We start from the raw sequence: 17822 nt of genomic DNA on the forward strand, positions 1-17822 counted from the left end.
TCACCACTCGTCGCCCGACGGCATCAAGGAGGTACGAGCGTCGTGCCAGCACCGCGTCAACTCGGCTTCCCGCCCGGTGCCCCGGGGCGTACCGGAACCCCGACGTGAAGCCGGCCGAGCGGACGTGTCCGCCCGCGGCGCAGGTCTTACCCGCAGCACAGGTCTTATCGGCAGACGATCACCAGGGAGGTGCGGCCGTGACCCACTCGCAGTTGCGACCGCCCACCATGGCCGACGTGGCACGCCAGGCCGGTGTGTCCCACCAGACCGTCTCCCGCGTACTGGGCGATCACCCCAATGTGCGGGACGCGACCCGGGCCAAGGTGATGCGGGCGGTCGAGGAGATGGGCTATCGCCGCAACTTCTCGGCACGGGCCCTCGCCACCCGGCGCACCCGGACCCTGGGTGTGGTCGCCTCCAACACCACGCTCTACGGTCCGGCCAGCACCCTCTTCGCGCTGGAGGAGGCCGCCCGGGCCCAGGGGTACCTCGTTTCGACGGTCAGCGTGCGTGAGCTGACGGTCGAGGCCCTCTCCGAGGCGCTGGACCGCCTCAGCGAGGGCGGGGTGGAAGGGGTGATCGCCCTCGCCCCGCAGCGCTCGGCCGTCCAGGCCCTCGCCGAACTGCGCCACCCCTTCCCGGTGGTGGCCGTGGGCACCGGCTCCGGCGCGGAGATCCCCAGCGTCAACGTCGACCAGTGCCTGGGCGCGCGGCTGGCCACCGGCCATCTGCTCGCCGCCGGCCACCGCAGGGTCTGGCATCTCGCCGGACCCCGGGACTGGCAGGAGGCGCTGGACCGCACCGTAGGCTGGCGGGAGACTCTCGAAGAGGCAGGCGTCGAACCGCCGCTGCCCCTGCGAGGGGACTGGAGTCCGCTCTCGGGCTACCGGGCGGGCCAGGAACTGGCGGGCTGGGTGGGCCGCGGCCTGACCGCCGTCTTCGTCGCCAACGACCAGATGGCACTGGGGGTGTTGCGAGCCCTGCGCGAGGCGGGCGTACGGACTCCCCAGGACGTGGCGGTGGTCGGCTTCGACGACATCCCGGAGTCGGAGTTCTTCGCCCCGCCGCTCACCACCGTCCGGCAGGACTTCGCGACGGTGGGCCAGCGGAGCATCGCCCTGCTGCTGGACCTCATCGAGGGCCGGAGTCCCTCCGTCTCCCGAGTCGCCATCGAACCCCAACTCGTCGTCCGCGCCAGCACCTTCCCGTACGTCCCCCCACCGGGGGCCGCCCCGGGCTGACGCGGTACCGGCTCAACGGGCCGGTCGCCTTTCCCCCGTAATTCCGTAGTCCCCTCATATGGCCGACATCTCGAACAATGATCGACAGGCTGGACGCACCGCGACCGGGCCCGTCGAGTGCCGGCGGTCCATTCCGGACCGGCCGCTCTTCAAAGGAGAAGAAACATGCTCAACAGACGGAACTTCCTGACCGCGGCGGTCGGCGTGGCGGCGGCGGGCACCCTGGCGGCCTGCGCCAAGGAGGACGGCGGCTCCACCGGCACCTCCTCCGGCGGCAGCAAGACCATCACCCTCGGCTTCTCCCAGGTCGGTTCCGAGAGCGGCTGGCGCAGCGCCAACACCGACTCGGTGAAGTCGGCCGCCAAGGAGGCGGGCTACAAGCTCCAGTTCTCCGACGCGCAGCAGAAGCAGGAGAACCAGATCTCCGCGATCCGCAGCTACATCCAGCAGAAGGTGGACGTCATCGCCTTCTCGCCGGTGGTCGTCACCGGCTGGGACGCCATCCTCAAGGAGGCCCAGGCGGCGAAGATCCCCGTCGTCCTGACCGACCGGTCCGTCGAGAGCGACGAGTCCCTGTTCGTCACCCTGGTCGGCTCCGACTTCACCGACGAGGGCCGGCGCGCCGCCAAGATCCTGGAGAAGGTCCTGGAGAAGGCCGGCCACAAGGGCAAGGTGAAGATCGCCCAGCTGGAGGGCACCACCGGTGCCGCCCCCGCGATCGAGCGCGCCAAGGGCTTCAAGGAGGTCATGGACGCGGAGCACAAGGACGACTGGGAGATCGTCGTCAGCCAGACCGGTGACTTCACCCGCGCCGGCGGCAAGCAGGTCATGGCGGCCTTCCTGCAGTCCAACCCGGACATCAACGTCCTCTACGCGCACAACGACGACATGGGCCTCGGCGCCATCCAGGCCATCGAGGCGGCCGGCAAGAAGCCCGGCAAGGACATCCTGATCGTCACGGTCGACGGCGTGAAGGACGGCTTCATCGCGATGTCCGAAGGCAAGATCAACGCGATCGTCGAGTGCAACCCGCTGCTCGGCCCCCAGCTGATGGAGGTCGTGCAGAAGGTCCACGACGGCGAGAAGGTCGAGCGCTGGATCAAGACCGAGGAGAGCGACTTCATGCAGGACCAGGCCAAGGACGCGCTCCCCACCCGCAAGTACTGACCCTCCCGCACCCACCGGCGGGGAGCCTCCACAGGACCGGGAACGACCCGGTCCGGGAGGCTCCCCGCGGGCCTGAACCCATTTCAAGAGGAGCGCTGCCATGGCAGAGCCGCGGCCCGTCCTGGAGATGACGGGCATAGTCAAGGAGTTTCCGGGGGTACGGGCTCTGTCGGGCGTCGACTTCCGGCTCTTCCCCGGCGAGATCCACGCCCTGATGGGCGAGAACGGCGCCGGGAAGTCCACCCTCATCAAGGTGCTGACGGGGGTCTACTCCCTGGACGGCGGCACCATCACCCTCGACGGGAAGTCCGTGCTGTTCGGCAGCCCGCTGCAGGCGCAGCAGGCGGGCATCAGCACGGTCTACCAGGAGGTCAACCTCTGCCCCAACCTCTCGGTGGCGGAGAACATCTTCATCGGACGTGAACCCACGCGCGGGGGCCGCATCCAGTGGAAGCGGATGCGCAAGGAGGCCGCGGAGCTCGTCGACCGGCTCGGCCTCGACATCGACGTCACCGCACCCCTGTCCGCGTACCCGCTGGCCGTGCAGCAACTGGTCGCGATCGTACGGTCGGTGGGCACCGGCGACAGCGACGGCGAGGGCTCCGGCACCAAGGTGCTGGTCCTGGACGAGCCCACCTCCAGCCTCGACCGCGACGAGGTCCTCGAACTGTTCCGCCTGATGCGCCGGCTCCGGGACGAGGGTGTCGCGATCCTCTTCGTCTCGCACTTCCTCGACCAGATCTACGAGATCTGCGACCGGATGACCGTGCTGCGCAACGGCACCCTGGTCGGCGAGCACATGGTGGCCGACCTCGACCAGGTCGGGCTGATCGAGCTGATGATCGGCAAGGCCCTGGACCAGCTGGAGGAGCTCCACGAGCACCAGCTGCGCTCCGACGTCGGCGAGACGCTCGTCGAGGCCGAGGGCCTGGGCCGCACCGGCGGTATCGCCCCCTTCGACCTGGAGATCAAGAAGGGCGAGGTCGTCGGTCTCGCCGGCCTGCTCGGCTCGGGCCGCACCGAACTCGCCCGGCTACTCTTCGGCGCCGACCAGCCCGACAGCGGCAAGGTCACCATCGGCGGCAAGCAGGTCTCGATGAGCGCCCCGAACGACGCCATCGGCGCCGGTGTCGCGTTCTGCTCGGAGAACCGCAAGACCGAGGGCCTGGTCCCCGAACTGACGGTCCGCGAGAACATCATCCTGGCCCTGCAGGCGGCCCGCGGCTGGACCCGGCCCATCCCGGCCACCCAGCGCGACGAACTGGTCGCCAAGTACATCAAGGCGCTGGACATCCGCCCCGCCAACCCCGAGGCCCGGGTCGGCCGGCTCAGCGGCGGCAACCAGCAGAAGGTGCTGCTCGCCCGCTGGCTGATCACCCAGCCGAAGCTGCTGATCCTGGACGAGCCCACGCGCGGCATCGACATCGGCGCGAAGGCGGAGATCCAGAAACTGGTGGTCTCCCTCTCCGAGGACGGCATGTCCGTGCTCTACATCGCGGCCGAGCTGGAGGAGGTCCTCCGCCTCAGCCACACCATCGGCGTCCTGCGCGACCGCAAGCTGGTGGCACGGCTCACCAACGGGCCGGAGATCACCACCAGCAAGATCCTGGAGACCATCGCGAGCGGAGAACACCAGTGAGCACCCCATCCGTGGCCACGACTTCCCGGTGGCGAGCGCTGACGCACCACCACCTCTTCTGGCCGGTCGCGGTCCTGATCGCCCTGCTGCTCGTCAACGTCCCCTTCACCCCCGACTTCTTCGCGATCAAGATGACGGACGGCCACCTCTACGGCAGCCTCGTCTCGATCGTGCTGTTCGGCTCGCCCCTGATCCTGGTGGCGGTCGGCATGACCCTGGTCATCGCCACCGGCGGCATCGACCTCTCCGTCGGCGCGGTCGTCGCCATCACCGGCGCCCTGACCTGTTCGTACATCAGCGACCAGGCCGACCAGAACGCCCTGGCCGGGGTCTTCCTCGCCATGGGCATAGGCCTGGTGGCGGCCGTGGTCTGCGGCCTCTGGAACGGCTTCCTGGTCGCCCGGATGGGCATCCAGCCGATCATCGCGACCCTGATCATCATGGTCGCCGGACGCGGTGTCGCCCAGCTGATCACCGACGGCCAGATCATCACCATCAACAGCGAGCCGTACAAGCTGATCGGCGGCGGCTACTGGCTGACGCTGCCCTTCTCCATCTTCGTGGTGGCCGCGGTCGTCGCCGTCACCGTGGCGCTGACCCGCAAGACCGCGCTTGGTCTGCTCGTCGAGTCGGTCGGCGGCAACGCCGAGGCCAGCCGCCTGGTGGGCATTCGGTCCCGGCGCATCAAGATCATGGTCTATATGTTCTGCGCCCTGTGCGCGGGCATCGCCGGCCTGATGATCAGCTCCAACACCTCGGCCGCGGACGGCAACAACGCCGGCCTGTGGATCGAGCTGGACGCGATCCTCGCGGTGGTCATCGGCGGCACCTCGCTGCTCGGCGGCCGGTTCTCGATCGGCGGCACGGTGATCGGCGCCCTGGTCATCCAGACCCTGACCACCACGATCTACACCATCGGCGTGCCCACCCAGACCAACCTGGTCTTCAAGGCCGTCGTCGTCATCGTCGTCTGCCTGCTGCAGTCCCCGAAGTTCCGGGCCAAGGTCTTCGGCGCCAAGGGACGCGCCCGGACCGCCGCCCCGGCGGAGCCCGCCGCCCCGGCCGACGCCGCCCCGAAGATGGAGGTGTCGCGATGAGCGCGACCACCAAGACCCGTACGGCACCGGAAGGTCCTACGACGTCAGAGGCGTCCGCGATCACCCGCCTGCTCGGTGACCGGCGGCTGCCGGTCCTGGTCACGGCCGGTCTGTTCCTCGCGATGTACATCACCGGTCTCAGCCGGTACCAGAACTACGGGTTCGCCGAACCGCAGGTGTTCCTCAACCTGTTCATCGACAACGGCTACCTGCTGGTCGCCGCCGTCGGCGCCACCTTCGTCATCATGTCCGGCGGCATCGACCTGTCCGTGGGCTCGGTGATCGGCTTCACCACGATGTTCACGGCCTGGCTGGTGGAGCGTCAGGGCCTGCCCCTGGTCGTGGTCGTCCCGCTCGCCCTCGGGGTGGGCGCGTTCGGCGGCTTCCTCATGGGCTATGTGATCCACAACTTCGAGATCCAGCCGTTCATCGTGACCCTCGCCGGGCTCTTCCTCTTCCGGGGCCTGTGCCTGGTCATCAGCAAGGAGTCCATCTCCATCAGCGACTCCACGGTGAGCAGCCTGGCCCAGACCCGGGTGCCGCTGGGGCTGGGGGAGCTGTCGATCGGCGCCGTCGTGGCCCTGGTCGTCCTCGCCGCCGCCTTCTACGTACTCCACTACACGCGCTTCGGACGCCGGGTGTACGCCATCGGCGGCAACGAGCAGTCGGCGCTGCTGATGGGGCTTCCGCTGGGCGGCACGAAGATCGCCGTGTACACGGTGAGCGGCTTCTGCTCGGCGCTGGCCGGCCTGCTGTTCATGCTGTACATCCAGTCCGGCGACCCGCTGCACGCCGTCGGCATGGAACTCGACGCCATCGCCGCGGTGGTCATCGGCGGCACGCTCCTGACGGGCGGCTCCGGCTACGTCATCGGCACCCTGTTCGGCGTCCTCGTGCTGGGCCTGATCAAGAGCATCATCCAGTTCGAGGGCACGCTCAGCTCCTGGTGGACGAAGATCGCCACCGGTGTGCTGCTCTGCGCGTTCATCCTGATCCAGCGGGCCATGACGGCCCGGAAGCAGACCTGAGCCGAGGAGCTCCCGGCACATCGGCTCTCGCGGTCCGTCGCACCCCTCGTGCGACGGACCGCGCGGCGTTCGCCGACATCGCGGCGAATGGTCGGGCTTGACCTCAACTCAGCAAACCGGAAAGCACAGTTCCGCACACAACCTTCACAGGAGCCTCTAGGCGCGTTCCCTGTGCGGAATCTAGTCTTCCCGCGTCATGGACTACTGCCACCCGTGCCGACGGCACCTCAACGGCGCCCTCGCCTGCCCGGGCTGCGGCACCTCCGTCGAAGAGCTACGCGCGTACGCGGACGACGCCGACGCGCAACCGGAGGAGGTCGAGGAGACCTCCACCGCGCCCGAGGGCGAGCCGGGCCCCCGTGCTTCGCGCCGCCGGGCCGGCCGCGAGCGCGTGGCGGGGACGCGCTCCAGCCGCCGCGACCGCAAGGCGGCAGCCCACCGGCGCCGGCGCAAGCGCGTCCTGTTGATCGGCTCCGGGCTGCTGCTGGCCGTCGGCGCGCTGAGCCTGGCGGAGCTGGGCATAGAGGCACCCGGCTCCGGTCCGACGACGACCGCCGCCGACGACGAGTCGGCAGGCGGCGCCTCGGCCTCCCCGGACGGAGGGGCGGACGAGCGGGACGGTACGACCGGGGGCTCCGGCGAGGACCCCTCCCCGTCCGCCTCGCCCTCCAAGTCGGCCTCCCCGTCCGCCTCCGCGTCGGAGAAGGACGACAAGGACAAGAACAAGGACGAGGACGAGGAGGAGAAGGTGCGCGAGGGCCAGTCCGCCACCGCGGGCTCCCGCCCCGGGGTGTCCACCTCGGCCCCGGCCGCCACCTCCGCCCCCGACCCGACGACCGCCCCCACCTCCGACCCGGCCCCGGACGACCCGACCCCCGAGCCCTCACCCTCGGAGACGTGCGAGAAGTTCCTGTGGTGGTGCACGTAAGGGCGAGCGCGGTGGGGCGCCTGCGGGCGAGCGGCTGACGGGCGACGGCCCCTGACATCCCGTCAGGGGCCGTCTGTCACGTCCGGTGTCACCGGTGGGCGTGGCCCTCCGCGATCTGCTGCCTCTCCCACTGCACCTTCCGCACCACCTCGGGCTTCACGTGGCGTTCCTCCAGGGTGTGGGCGAGCCCGTCCAGCAGCTGGGTCGCCGAGTCGCGCCGGCCCAGCTCGTCCAGGCCGACCGCGCAACGCGTCACGTCGTTCGTCAGACGGATGTGACCGAAGGTGTTCGCCGCGGCGCCGAGGTCACCGTAGGCGCGCTCGGCCAGTTGCCCGCCGGCCTCGGCGTCGGTTCCGGTGGCCTCGACGCTCACCGCGCCGTCCCGGGTCGTGAGGACCTTGCCGGGGACGGCGGTCGCGGTGGCCAGACACGCGGCGGAGTGCCTGGCGACCGCCGTGTCCGGGATGCGTTCGGTGACCTCGCGCAGCACGTCGTTGGCGTCGTCCAGGACGCGGCTGCCGCCCAGCGCGAGGACGCGTCCCACGGTGTCGGTGAACACGTCGTCGGCGAGGCGCTCCTGGTCACGGCTGGCCGGGCGTTCCACCCGCACGGTGATCGGGTCCGCCAGGATCTGGCCGCCGGAGGCGTCGGCGGAGGCCGAGGCTCCGTCGCGGGCGGACCGCAGCGCCGCGTACACCCGGTAGGCGCCGGGTTCGGAGATCTGCCAGCCGCCGAGGCCCGAGGAGAGGACGACCTGCTCGTACAGCGATTCGTTCGGCTGCAGCAGGACGGGTTCGGGGCGCAGGCAGTAGCGCAGGTACGGCTGGACCACGCGGGCCTCCGTCGTGCCCTCGCGCTGGACGAGGATGCTGAGTTCGTCGCTGCGCAGTGTCGCGCGGTTCACCATCGCGGGGACGCTGGAGGTGTTGGTGAGCTTCAGCTCCCCGATCACCGGTTCCAGCATGGCGAAACGGTAGGCCTGCTGCCGGTCGGTGTCGCGGTTGAAGCGCAGCGTGAGCTTCAACGGCCCCGTGTCGGCGCTGCGTCGTGCCTGCTCGAAGCCGTGGTGGTCGAACCAGGGGATGTTGCCCTGTTGCACGAACCGCGCGGGGGCGTGCCGCAGGAAGCGGAGTTCGTCCTCCGAGAAGAAGTACCGGAAGCCCGAGAAGAACGCCTGCTCTCCGCCGTCGAAGCGGTGCGGGTAGTTCATGAAGCTGAAGGCGTGGGGCTCGTTCCGCAGCGGAATCCAGGGCGTGCCCAGCGACTTCTGCCACGAGTGCGCGAGGTTGAAGCAGTGACCGATCTCGTGCACCGCCGTCCAGTAGCGCATCCGACGCACATACGCCTCGGGGTCGGGGTCGTTCGGCGGGCGTTCGGAGATGAACGACTTCGAGAACACCGCGCAGCCCTGCCGCTGGGCGGTGCCGATGTCGTCGAACATGATGCCGCCCAGACGGGGACCTTCGTCGTGCTGACCGGCGAACAGCGTCCACACCTGCCACTGGGCGACGCCCTGCCCCGAAGGGCCGGGCTTCCAGGCGGACCAGTGCTGCTGCATGGCGTCGTGCATCTCGATGTCGGACCATGTGCCGTTCACGGAGGCGGAGAGCGGGATCTCGTTGCTGCCCCTGGTCCGCGTGACGTGGATGCCCTGCCGGCTGAACGCGTCCTCCACGGTGAGGGTGATGTCCGGGAGGTCGGGCGGCCGCACGGGGTGGTCGTGCAACGCGTACTCGACGGTCTGTTCGGCGTCGGAGACCCGGTCGTACTCGATCTCCACCTCGCGGAAGTGCGGCGTGAGGTGGAGATAGCGGACCACCTCGTCGGGGGCGTCCGGCCGTACGAAGGTCACCAGCGCGCCCATGGGCTGCAGGGGCGGGGTGCCGGTGAGCTGGAGCCGGATCGCGGTGCCGGGCCGCAGGGCCGTGTTGCCGTCGCGGTACCCGATCGGTCCGGCGTACGTGCCGTTCGGCTCCTTGCGGACCTTGGCGATCCAGGTGAGCCGGCCGCTGGTGAGGCGCCAGATCGTGCCGGAGACGGTCATGGTGGGAGCCGGGCCGTCCACGTCCACGCGCAGTTCCTCGAAGGAGATGGCGGCGCTCTCGGGCGCCGCGATCTCGGCCTGGGCCTGGGCCTGACCGGACACGATCTGCTGCAGGGTGGTCTGTTCGCCGTCGCCCGACGACACGGCCGACGTCAGGGGGAAGCCGACCGCCGCCGTCGCGATCGGCCCCGCCTCGGCGGCGGGAACGGCCTCGGCGGCCTGCGCCCCGTCCCCGGGCGGAACGGGGTGGTTGAGGCGCAGGTACACGCCGCTGCGCCGTGTCGCCGCGATGCCTTCGGCCGCTGCCGCCGCCTCACGCCCGGTCTGCTTCTCGCCGCCCAGGCGGCGGGAGATCGTGCCCATCACCGCCGTGACGAGCTGGTCGAACTCACTGCGGGGGCTGGATTCCTGCGTGGTCATGCTGCCTCCTGCTTCCGCCGATACGGAGCATGTGGGGGTCAAGAGGAAGGTGAAGGGTGAACGGCTGGAAGCCCAGACCGTTCTGGACCGGAGAACGTGGGCAGGTGGGACGTCGGCCTACGAGCCGGAGCCGGCAGAAGCGGCTGTTGAGGCGTCGTTCGTGTTCGGGGAACGCGACGTCGGACAGTCCACCAGTCCACGAAATGTACAGAATTCACCCGATGGGCGGGTTTGTTCCCACTGGTCAGTCAAAGCCCGGCGGGGGCGAGGCGCAACCGGACCGCCGGGAGCGGACGGAAGTCACCCACTCCGTACGGCAACGGGCCTCACAGATAGCCGCGGAGGTCGCCGCTGGTCTCGGCGTGCGGGCTGCCGTCGGCGGCGAGACTGATCCCGACCGACCTGGTGACACCCGTGTCGACACGGATGTTCAGACGCTCGACCCCGTCGACCTGTACGCCGATCGAGTGGTCTCCCGCCGGCAACCGGACGGGGACGGACCGGGCGAGGCCGATCTGCAGCCGGGTGCGGACCTCGGGGTCGTCCAGGACGACGTCCCCGTCCACGACGACCACGATGTGCTGGCCCTCGAAGCCCTCCTCGAGCGAGATGGCCAGCTCGCGCGGCTCACCCGGCTCACGCGGCTCACGCGGCTCACCCATGGCTCTGCCCTCCATCGCCGGCTCGTCGATCGGGCTCCGGTGCGGCCATACTCATCGACCCCGGGGGCACCGGCAACCACGCGCGTGCTCGTCCGTCGACGAAGCGGGTCACGAGATGCTGGGCAGTGCCGTCGTGGACGACGGCCCAGGACGCCGCCGTCACGGGTGCTCACGGCATGACGATCACGGCCTTGCCGCGGGCATGGCCGTGCTCCACATGGCGCACGCCCTCGGCGGTGTCGGCCAGGGGATAGGTCCGGTCGACCACCGGCATGAGCTTGCCGGCCTCGATGAGCGCGGTGACGGCGAGCAGGTCCTCGTGGATCGGCCCGGCCGGGGGCGAAGGGAGGATCGGGCGGAGCCGCTGCCGGACGAACGCGTCGACCGCGCTCAGCCGCAGCATGGAGCCCATCGCCCCGAACAAGTGGCCGGGCGAACCGCCGCCGTTGGCCAGCAGGGTCCCCGTCGGGGTGAGCACCTGGCGCAGCCGGCTCAGCGGGTGGTTGCCCACGTTGTCCAGGATCAGGTCGTACCGCGGGCGCCCCTCGGTGAAGTCCTCCCTCGTGTAGTCGATGACGTGCGCCGCACCCAGTGAGCGCACCAGGTCGACGTTGCGGCCACTGCAGACCCCCGTGACCTCCGCGTCCAGCGCCGCGGCGATCTGTACGGCGAACGTGCCCACGCCACCGCCCGCCCCGTTGACCAGCACCCGTTGCCCGGCCCGCACGCGCCCCACGGTCCGGATGCCGCGCAGGGCGGTCACCGCCCCCACCGGGACGGCCGCGGCCTGCTCGAACGTCAGGTTCGCGGGCTTGGGCACCAGCAGATCGGCGGTGGTGCACGCGTACTCGGCGAACGAGCCCCGGCAGAAGCCCAGTACCGCGTCACCGGGTTGGAGCCCCGTTACGTCGGAGCCGACCGCCTCCACCTGCCCGGCCGCGTCGATTCCCGCCACCCGGGACTTCGGCCGCGTCAGCCCCACGGCGCCCGTCAACCGCGCCACGTACGGGTCGCCGCGCATCATGTGCCAGTCGTAGGGGTTGAGCGCGGCGGCGCGCACCCGTACCAGCACCTGGTCTGCCCCGACCTCGGGGCGGTCGGTGTCCGTCAGCCGCAGGATGTCCGGCGGGCCGAACCGCTCCTGAACGATCGCCTTCATGCGGTCTCTCCCCCATCGCCTAGTCCCGAAGGTGTACGGCGTACACCCTCCTGATGGCAAGGTAGGTGTACGCCGTACACCGGTCAAGGGGTGAGGGGCTGAAAGCCTCAGGCGACCCGAGGCCTCGGATGGGAGCTTTCGCCGGCGGTCAGCCCGTCCGCAGGAGCCGTTCGAGGCCGTCCAGGGTCAGGTCCAGAGCGAACTCGAACTCGACCTGGTCGTCACAGCCCGAGCCGACGACGGAATCCTGGTCGTGTGCGACGGCCATGGCCAGGGCGGTGATGTGGGGGTAGCGCGCGGCCATCTCCTCGGGCGGCATCGCGTCCGGATCCGGCTCGCGGTCGGCGGTGTCCTCGAACAGCTCCTGGGAGAAGCCCAGCAGGCGGCTGCCCATGACATGCATCGCGTGATGGACCAGATCGATGGAGAACCCCCCGGCCCGGAAGATCCCGATCATCGAGTCCAGGTACTCCATGACCGCGGGCGTCGGGGTGGTGCGCGCCTTGATCCGCGACTCGATGACCTCGGGCGCCCACGGGTGGCGCAGCAGCATGCGGCGAGCCGACAGCACCCGCCGGCGAATGGCGGTCTTCCAGTCCGTGTCGCCGTCCGGCGGGTCGATCTCACCGACGAGGACGTCGATCATGCCGTCCAGCAACTCGTTCTTGTTGGCCACGTGCTTGTACAGCGCCATGGGCACGACGCCGAGCGCCTGCGCGATCTTGCGCATGCTGAGCGCGTCGAGTCCGCCCTCGTCGGCCAGCCCGACGGCGGCGCCCAGAACCCGCTCCCTGCTCAGGGGCGCGCGGGGCTGCGCGGCGGAGCCGGCCTGCGTCGTTGTCTCCACGTTCCCCTCTCACCCGGGTGGGACCCGGAGTCGCCGTCCTTCCCCTCGATGAAAGTACAACCTCCACCGGCGCGCTCCCTCACCAGGCGTACGCCGCCGGCCGGCGACCGAACCCGGAAGCGAGCCGGCGTCCGCAGCCGCGTCACGCCATGCCCGCCGGTGTCCGCAGGAGCGCCCGGGTGGCCCCGAGGATGGGCACCTTCATGGCTGGGGATTCACCGAATGTCTTGGGCGAAAGCGTGCGGCCCCGGTTCGCGCACCTCCGCGTACCCGCGACCTGCGCGTACGCGCAGCCGAAGGCCTCGGGGCTCTTCGTGCTCTGCCGGATCAGGATCACAACGCGTCGGCGGCCGACGGCCGCGCGGAGGAGCCCCCGGCAAGGGTCAGAGCAGCCGGTCCTTGGCCTTGTAGTACGCCCCGGCGAAGGGCAGGAACCAGGCGGTGCCGTTGTAGAACGGCACCGGGACCTTGGGGAAGCCGAAGCCGCGCATGGGGTTGGCCTCCGGGTGGCCGTCCATGACCTCGGCCATGGTGCGGCCCATGTAGGTGGCCATCTGGACGCCGTGGCCGCAGTAACCCATGGAGTAGTAGAGGCCGTTGTCCTCGCCCGCGTGCGGAACGCGGTCGTAGGAGAAGCCGACCATGCCGCCCCATACGTAGTCGATCTTCACCCCGGCCATATGCGGGAAGATCTCGGTCATCTCCCGCTTCAGGACGTCACCGCTCTTGACGTCCGAGGCGGGGTCTGAGGGGGCGAAGCGGGCCCGGCCGCCGAAGGCCAGGCGGTTGTCCGGGGTGATGCGAATGTAGTGGCCGATGTTCTTGGAGGACACGACCACGCGGTTGTTGGGGATGAGCTGCCGGGCCCGCTCCTCGCCCAGTGGCTCGGTGACGATGACGAAGCTGCCGACGTTGATCAGCCGCTTGCGGAACCAGGGCATGGCCTTGTCGGTGTAGGCGTCGGTGGCCGCCATGACCTGCATGGCGCGGATGGTGCCGTGCAGGGTCTCGACGAGGAAACCGCCCTCGGGGAGGCGGTGCAGCGCGGTGGCGGCGTTGCGTTCGTGGATCTGAGCCCCGGCGCGTTCGGCGGCCTCGGCGAGGCCATGGACGTATTTGCCGACGTGAAGGTGCGCGCTGAGCGGGTCGAGCAGGGCTCCGTGGTAGTAGTCGGAGCCCAGCTCGGCACGTAGATCGCTCTTGTTCAGCAGCGTGGTGTCGTGGCCGAAGTTGTCGGCCAGGTCGCGCTGCTTGGCCCGCATGCTCTCGAAGTGCTGCGGCTTGAACGCGACGCCCAGACGCCCTACGCGGTGGAAGTCGCAGTCGATCTGCTCCTTGACCGTCAGATCCTCCACCAGGTCCAGCCTCGCGGAAGGCGTCGTACAGTTCCCGGGCCCGCGGCTGCCCGTAGCGCTTGCGCGCCTCGGCGGGGCTGATGGTGATGCCCTGGGTGCACATGCTGCCGTTGCGCCCGGAGGCGCCGGAGCCGACCTTGTCCTTCTCCACGAGGACGAGGTGGGCGCCCTTGCGCGCCGCGTGGTAGGCGGTGGACAGGCCGGACATGACGTACGCCCTCGGGTCCTCCTGGTGTTCCAGGGGTGCGTTGTCCGGGTCCCGGCTTCAGCAGCCGAGCAGGGCCGGCAGGCCGGACAGGTCGGGCAACTCGTCGAAGGGCTGGTAGTCGGCGCTGCCGCGGGCGCCGATGGAGCCGTTGTGGCCGTAGCGGTTGATCCACACGCGGCGAGCGAGGCCGAGGTCGCGGGTGGGGATGAGGTCGTACTCCCAGCCCTGGGCGACGTGGATGACCTGGGCGGGGTCGATGTCCATGGTCTGGAAGGCGTACTCGAAGGTCTGCCGGGACGGCTTGTACGCCTTGGCCTGCTGGGCGGTGATGACATGGTCGAACTCGACGCCCATGTTGGCCAGGTTCTGGGCGATGAGGTCGTCGTCCGTGTTGGAGATGATGGCGATCTCGTACCGGGACTTCAGTGCACGCAGGGCGGCCGGGACCTCGGGGTGGGGGCCGAAGGTGGGCACGGCCGCGACCAGGGCCTCGCCGTCGGACTGCCGGTACTCCAGGCCGTGCAGACGCATCGCTATCTCCAGGCTGGCGGGCAGCAGCTCGCGGAAGGGGCGGTATGCCTCCAGGACGGCGTGGAACCGCATGATGCGGAAGTCGTCGAGGAACTCGTCGACGTTCAGACGGTCCAGGTCCAGCCGGTCGGCCAGGACCTTCAGGGTGGTGGGACCGAGCTGGAAGTCGACCAGGGTGCCGTAGGCATCGAAGGTGACGATCTGACGCATGGTGTTCAACCTCTTTCCGGGCATATGGGACACCCTGTTAACCGGGAGTCGAGGGGGCGACCTGTCTAGGGGCATGGGTGCTGAGAGGGTGCGCGAGGAGCCGCCGCTGGAGGACGAGCCCCCGGACAGGCCGGGGACGGCGAATGCTGATCAGGCAGTCGGCGGCAGCATCATTGCTGCTCCGATGCGATGAGCCTCTTCGGCTCGAGGTGTTGCGTCAGTGAAGCACTGTGGAGAATCCGGCAACAAGGGACGTGAGGCCGCGAGATCGACCGCGTATTTTGTGCCTGTGCACAATTTCTGTCAGGTGTCCCCTGCAGTTCCGCTCGAACCGCATGGTCTTTGAGAGGCGTCGCGAGCGGCTCCGGACTGCGGCCGCCCGGCGCCGCTGCCCGGCCGGCGTGACCGGGTTGTCGGCCGCCCAGGCTGCCGTCCACATGAAGGGCGTGCGGCCTCTGACCGACACGCTTCGGCTTCAGCTCTCTCGGCCGCGGCCCCGGCCGGTTGCCTCGACCCGTCCAGCGATCGGTGGATCCCGTCCAGCGATCGGTGGATCAGGACATCGTCGCCCGGAAGCGGGCGCCCGCGTCCGTCTCCAGCCAAGCCAGGGCGAGGACCAGCCGGGCGGCGTCGTTCGGTCGGGACAGCTTCAGCCCGGTCGCCTCTTCCGCGGCCTGCAGGCGATTGCCCACCGTGTTCCGGTGACGGTAGGTGCGTGCGGCCACCTCGGCGACCGAGCCCAGGTCGAGGTACCAGCGCAGGGTCTCGAGGATGCTGTCGCGGTCGCGCAGCTCCAGCAGTGGGCGCAGCACGCCGGTGGCCATCGCACCGGTGAGCTCCTCCTGCGCCGACATGATCGCCCCGATCCAGTGGCCCTCCACATGCCGCACTCCGGGCTGCGCGGAGCTGCGGATCGCGGCACGTGCGAACCGGATGCCCCGCGCCGTCAGCGCCAGGCCGGGGACTTCCGCGACGCCGCAGCGCCACGGGGCGAACGGCCGGAGCATGGCAAGCATGGCCTCTTCATCGCGCCGTCCGTGACCGATGATGCCGAGGAGCTCGTCGCCCATCCATCCGAAGTGACGTACCAGGCCGCCCCGACGCAGCGCATCGTCGACCTGGGACACAGCCGGGTCCCCGGTAGGAACGGATTCGACCACGACCACGGTCAGGGCGACGTTCTCGGAGAAGCCCAGCAACGTGGAGGCCTCGGCGACGGTGGAGGGGTCCTGCTCCCCTTCCAGGACCAGGCGGCTGAAGGCCCGGTTGCGCACCTCCGTACGACGGCTCGCCAGGTCGCGCTCGGTGCGGCGGTAGGCGTCGACGACCTCGACGCTGTTGGCGTCCGTCGCCTCCCAGACGCGGATCAGCCCGTCGAGGAAGTCGGGATCGGCGCTGATGCCACGTGCTCGCCCCTCTGCGAGCACGGCCTCCCACAGTGTCCTGAGGTCCAGCTGGAAGGAGTGCATCAGAGCGGTCAGGGGGAACGCCTGCTCCGCTCGCTCGCGTCCCACGTCCTCGGTGGCGCGCGAGACCGTCCGGGGCACGGGACCTCCGGCCAGCCGGGTCAGGGCGAGTTCGAGGGTTCGTCGCATCCCCTCCCGCTTCTGGACCGGGTCCCAGTCCGCCGACGCGTAGGCGGGCTCCTCGGCTTCCAGTTGTTCGAGAGCACGAGAGGTCAGTTCGTCGAGCCGTTCCTCGAGGAGCCGGCGCGCGATCGCCTGCACGGCGTCGTGGCGGGACCCGCCCTGACGGCGTCCCGGGCCGCTCACGAGGACCGCCTCTCCCGACGACAGCCGTCACCGGACGGATCCGGGGCCGTCTCCGGGCAATGCCGCTGACATGCCGCTGGGGCTCCCTGACAGAAATTGTGCACAGGCACAAAATACGGGGTCGATGTCGCGGCCTCGCGTCCCTTGTTGCCGGATTCTCCGCAGGGTTTCATCTGACGCATCACCTCGGGCTGGAGTGGGCTCGTGACATGACCCCGCACTTGGAGCAGCTATGACACTTCCGCACCTGATCCCCAGCCGGTCACCTTGAGCAGACGCTGCTGAGGGGCGCCGCGTTCCTCGGCTCACCGTCGGCCTTCCGCTACGGAGCCCACCAGGAGGCGATGACCAAGGCGGCCGAGCCAACCGGTTCGCCAGGCAGCGCGGAATCGAGATCACCCAGGACTCCCGCAGAGACTACGCCGAGCTCAAGGCGGGGGTCGAGGACCATGAGGACACCGCTGGACCCCGCCGGGGCACTGCGCGGGGTGCTCGCCGCCAACGTCAGCTGGGACGCCATGACCGTTGCCGCGTGAGCTGATGACCGGTCTCGATGAGCGCTCCGCCTTTGACGGACGACCCGCCTCGGACCTGATCGCCGACCAGGTGTGGGAGAGCGTCCTGGCCCGGGTCCCACTTGGCCGAGGTCTGCGCAGCCCGTGAAGGGATCGAGACACAGCCGCGGCAGCCCTGCCCGCCGCCCCCGGGAACCAGCAATGGATCGGACCGTCCGGGAGCCGGCTGTCAGCGTCGGGCAAAGGTCCGGCACGGGCGGCGGCGGGGGACTGGCCACGACCTGAGCGTCGTGGCACAGGCCCGCGGTGAGTGATGAGCGACCTGACGACGAGAGAGAGAACGCACCGATGACCTCAGCGACCACCACCGGCCGGGACGGAACGACCATCCCCGGTCACACCGGCCAACTGCCGGGCTCGCTCCTCGATCACGTGCTGAGGCAGTCCTTCGGACTAGAGGGATACGTCCAGCACCCACTGGGAGGGGAGATCGACCAGAACGTCCGGATCACCGGCGACGACGGCATGCGCTACTTCGTACGGGTCACCCGCGCGGAGCCGGACTCGGCCGACGTTCTCTGGCAGAACTCGCTCCTCCAGCATCTGGCCGCCACCGTTCCTGACCTTCCGGTGCCACGGCTGGTCCCGACACGCGAGGGGAAGTGGCTCGCCCACGTCGTCCACGAGGGCCGAACGCACGTGGTCCGCGTGATGAGCTGGATCGAGGGCCGGGTCCTGGCGGATCTCGACGACCACCCCGCGGCGCTTCTGCGTCAGCTGGGAGAAGCCGCCGGGCGGCTGAGCCTCGGACTCTCCAGCGTGGAGCCACCGGTGGGCTTGGAACCGCACGACTGGGACATGCGCCGGGCCGCTGAGATCGTCGAGGCGTCGCTGCACGCGGTACAGGACGCGGACCGGCGGGAGTCGGTGCGCACGATCATGGGCTGGTACGACGATCTCCTGCCGGCATGGGACCGACTGCCGCGGAGCGTCGTACAC

15 protein-coding genes and 1 pseudogene are annotated in these 17822 nt (G+C 69.9%); 8 read left to right on the forward strand and 8 right to left on the reverse strand.

The features are described 5' to 3' along the window. Positions 1 to 197 precede the first annotated feature (197 nt). From ACWD26_RS42050 to ACWD26_RS42075, 6 genes are all read left to right on the forward strand, one after another. Positions 198 to 1241, forward strand: coding sequence for a LacI family DNA-binding transcriptional regulator (locus ACWD26_RS42050; RefSeq protein WP_451278713.1), 1044 nt, complete (start codon positions 198 to 200; stop codon positions 1239 to 1241). Between the two features lie 165 nt (positions 1242 to 1406). Further along, complete coding sequence (locus ACWD26_RS42055) at positions 1407 to 2408, forward strand: ABC transporter substrate-binding protein (RefSeq protein ID WP_451278715.1); 1002 nt, start codon at positions 1407 to 1409, stop codon at positions 2406 to 2408. A gap of 100 nt (positions 2409 to 2508) precedes the next feature. Continuing rightward, positions 2509 to 4047 carry a sugar ABC transporter ATP-binding protein gene (locus ACWD26_RS42060; RefSeq protein WP_451278717.1) on the forward strand — a complete coding sequence of 513 codons (1539 nt, stop codon included), beginning with the start codon at positions 2509 to 2511 and terminating at the stop codon, positions 4045 to 4047. An 11-nt stretch (positions 4048 to 4058) separates the two neighbouring features. Beyond that, entirely contained in the window at positions 4059 to 5144 is a 1086-nt protein-coding gene (locus ACWD26_RS42065) for an ABC transporter permease (protein WP_451278719.1), read from the forward strand. Next, complete coding sequence (gene yjfF / locus ACWD26_RS42070) at positions 5141 to 6172, forward strand: galactofuranose ABC transporter, permease protein YjfF (protein ID WP_451278721.1); 1032 nt, start codon at positions 5141 to 5143, stop codon at positions 6170 to 6172. The genes ACWD26_RS42065 and yjfF overlap by 4 nt, the downstream gene beginning before the upstream one ends. A gap of 196 nt (positions 6173 to 6368) precedes the next feature. Next, positions 6369 to 7100 (forward strand): SCO2400 family protein, encoded by a 732-nt coding sequence (locus ACWD26_RS42075; protein WP_451278723.1) that lies wholly within the window; start codon positions 6369 to 6371, stop codon positions 7098 to 7100. 88 nt (positions 7101 to 7188) lie between these two features. Here the strand turns inward: ACWD26_RS42075 and ACWD26_RS42080 are convergent, their stop codons facing one another. The 8 genes and pseudogenes from ACWD26_RS42080 to ACWD26_RS42115 all read right to left on the reverse strand — a co-directional run bounded on the left by ACWD26_RS42080 (position 7189) and on the right by ACWD26_RS42115 (position 16308). Further along, on the reverse strand, positions 7189 to 9564 hold the full coding sequence (locus ACWD26_RS42080; protein WP_451278725.1) for a hypothetical protein: 2376 nt from the start codon (positions 9562 to 9564) through the stop codon (positions 7189 to 7191). Between the two features lie 326 nt (positions 9565 to 9890). Further along, positions 9891 to 10226, reverse strand: coding sequence for a hypothetical protein (locus ACWD26_RS42085; RefSeq protein ID WP_451278727.1), 336 nt, complete (start codon positions 10224 to 10226; stop codon positions 9891 to 9893). A 169-nt stretch (positions 10227 to 10395) separates the two neighbouring features. Continuing rightward, complete coding sequence (locus ACWD26_RS42090) at positions 10396 to 11385, reverse strand: NAD(P)-dependent alcohol dehydrogenase (RefSeq protein WP_451278728.1); 990 nt, start codon at positions 11383 to 11385, stop codon at positions 10396 to 10398. A 148-nt stretch (positions 11386 to 11533) separates the two neighbouring features. Further along, positions 11534 to 12232, reverse strand: coding sequence for a TetR/AcrR family transcriptional regulator C-terminal domain-containing protein (locus ACWD26_RS42095; RefSeq protein WP_451278730.1), 699 nt, complete (start codon positions 12230 to 12232; stop codon positions 11534 to 11536). 383 nt (positions 12233 to 12615) lie between these two features. After that, positions 12616 to 13494, reverse strand: coding sequence for an NAD(P)/FAD-dependent oxidoreductase (locus tag ACWD26_RS42100; protein ID WP_451278742.1), 879 nt, complete (start codon positions 13492 to 13494; stop codon positions 12616 to 12618). Between the two features lie 49 nt (positions 13495 to 13543). Beyond that, positions 13544 to 13795: pseudogene (locus tag ACWD26_RS42105) on the reverse strand (FAD-dependent oxidoreductase); the annotation flags it as partial. Between the two features lie 57 nt (positions 13796 to 13852). After that, positions 13853 to 14536, reverse strand: a complete 684-nt coding sequence (locus ACWD26_RS42110) for a haloacid dehalogenase type II (RefSeq protein WP_451278732.1) — start codon at positions 14534 to 14536, stop codon at positions 13853 to 13855. Between the two features lie 554 nt (positions 14537 to 15090). After that, the gene (locus ACWD26_RS42115; protein WP_451278734.1) at positions 15091 to 16308 is read right to left on the reverse strand and encodes a PucR family transcriptional regulator; all 1218 of its coding nucleotides are present in this window, start codon (positions 16306 to 16308) and stop codon (positions 15091 to 15093) included. Positions 16309 to 16848: 540 nt separating this feature from the next. On the opposite strand from ACWD26_RS42115, the gene ACWD26_RS42120 reads away from it, so the two are divergent. Together ACWD26_RS42120 and ACWD26_RS42125 are read left to right on the forward strand one after the other, a co-directional pair. Then, positions 16849 to 16971 carry a hypothetical protein gene (locus ACWD26_RS42120; RefSeq protein ID WP_451278736.1) on the forward strand — a complete coding sequence of 41 codons (123 nt, stop codon included), beginning with the start codon at positions 16849 to 16851 and terminating at the stop codon, positions 16969 to 16971. Positions 16972 to 17171: 200 nt separating this feature from the next. Then, positions 17172 to 17822, forward strand: a 651-nt coding sequence (locus ACWD26_RS42125) for a phosphotransferase (protein WP_451278738.1), incomplete at its 3' end; no start/stop codon positions are given.

This window comes from Streptomyces sp. NPDC002787 (assembly GCF_053592095.1).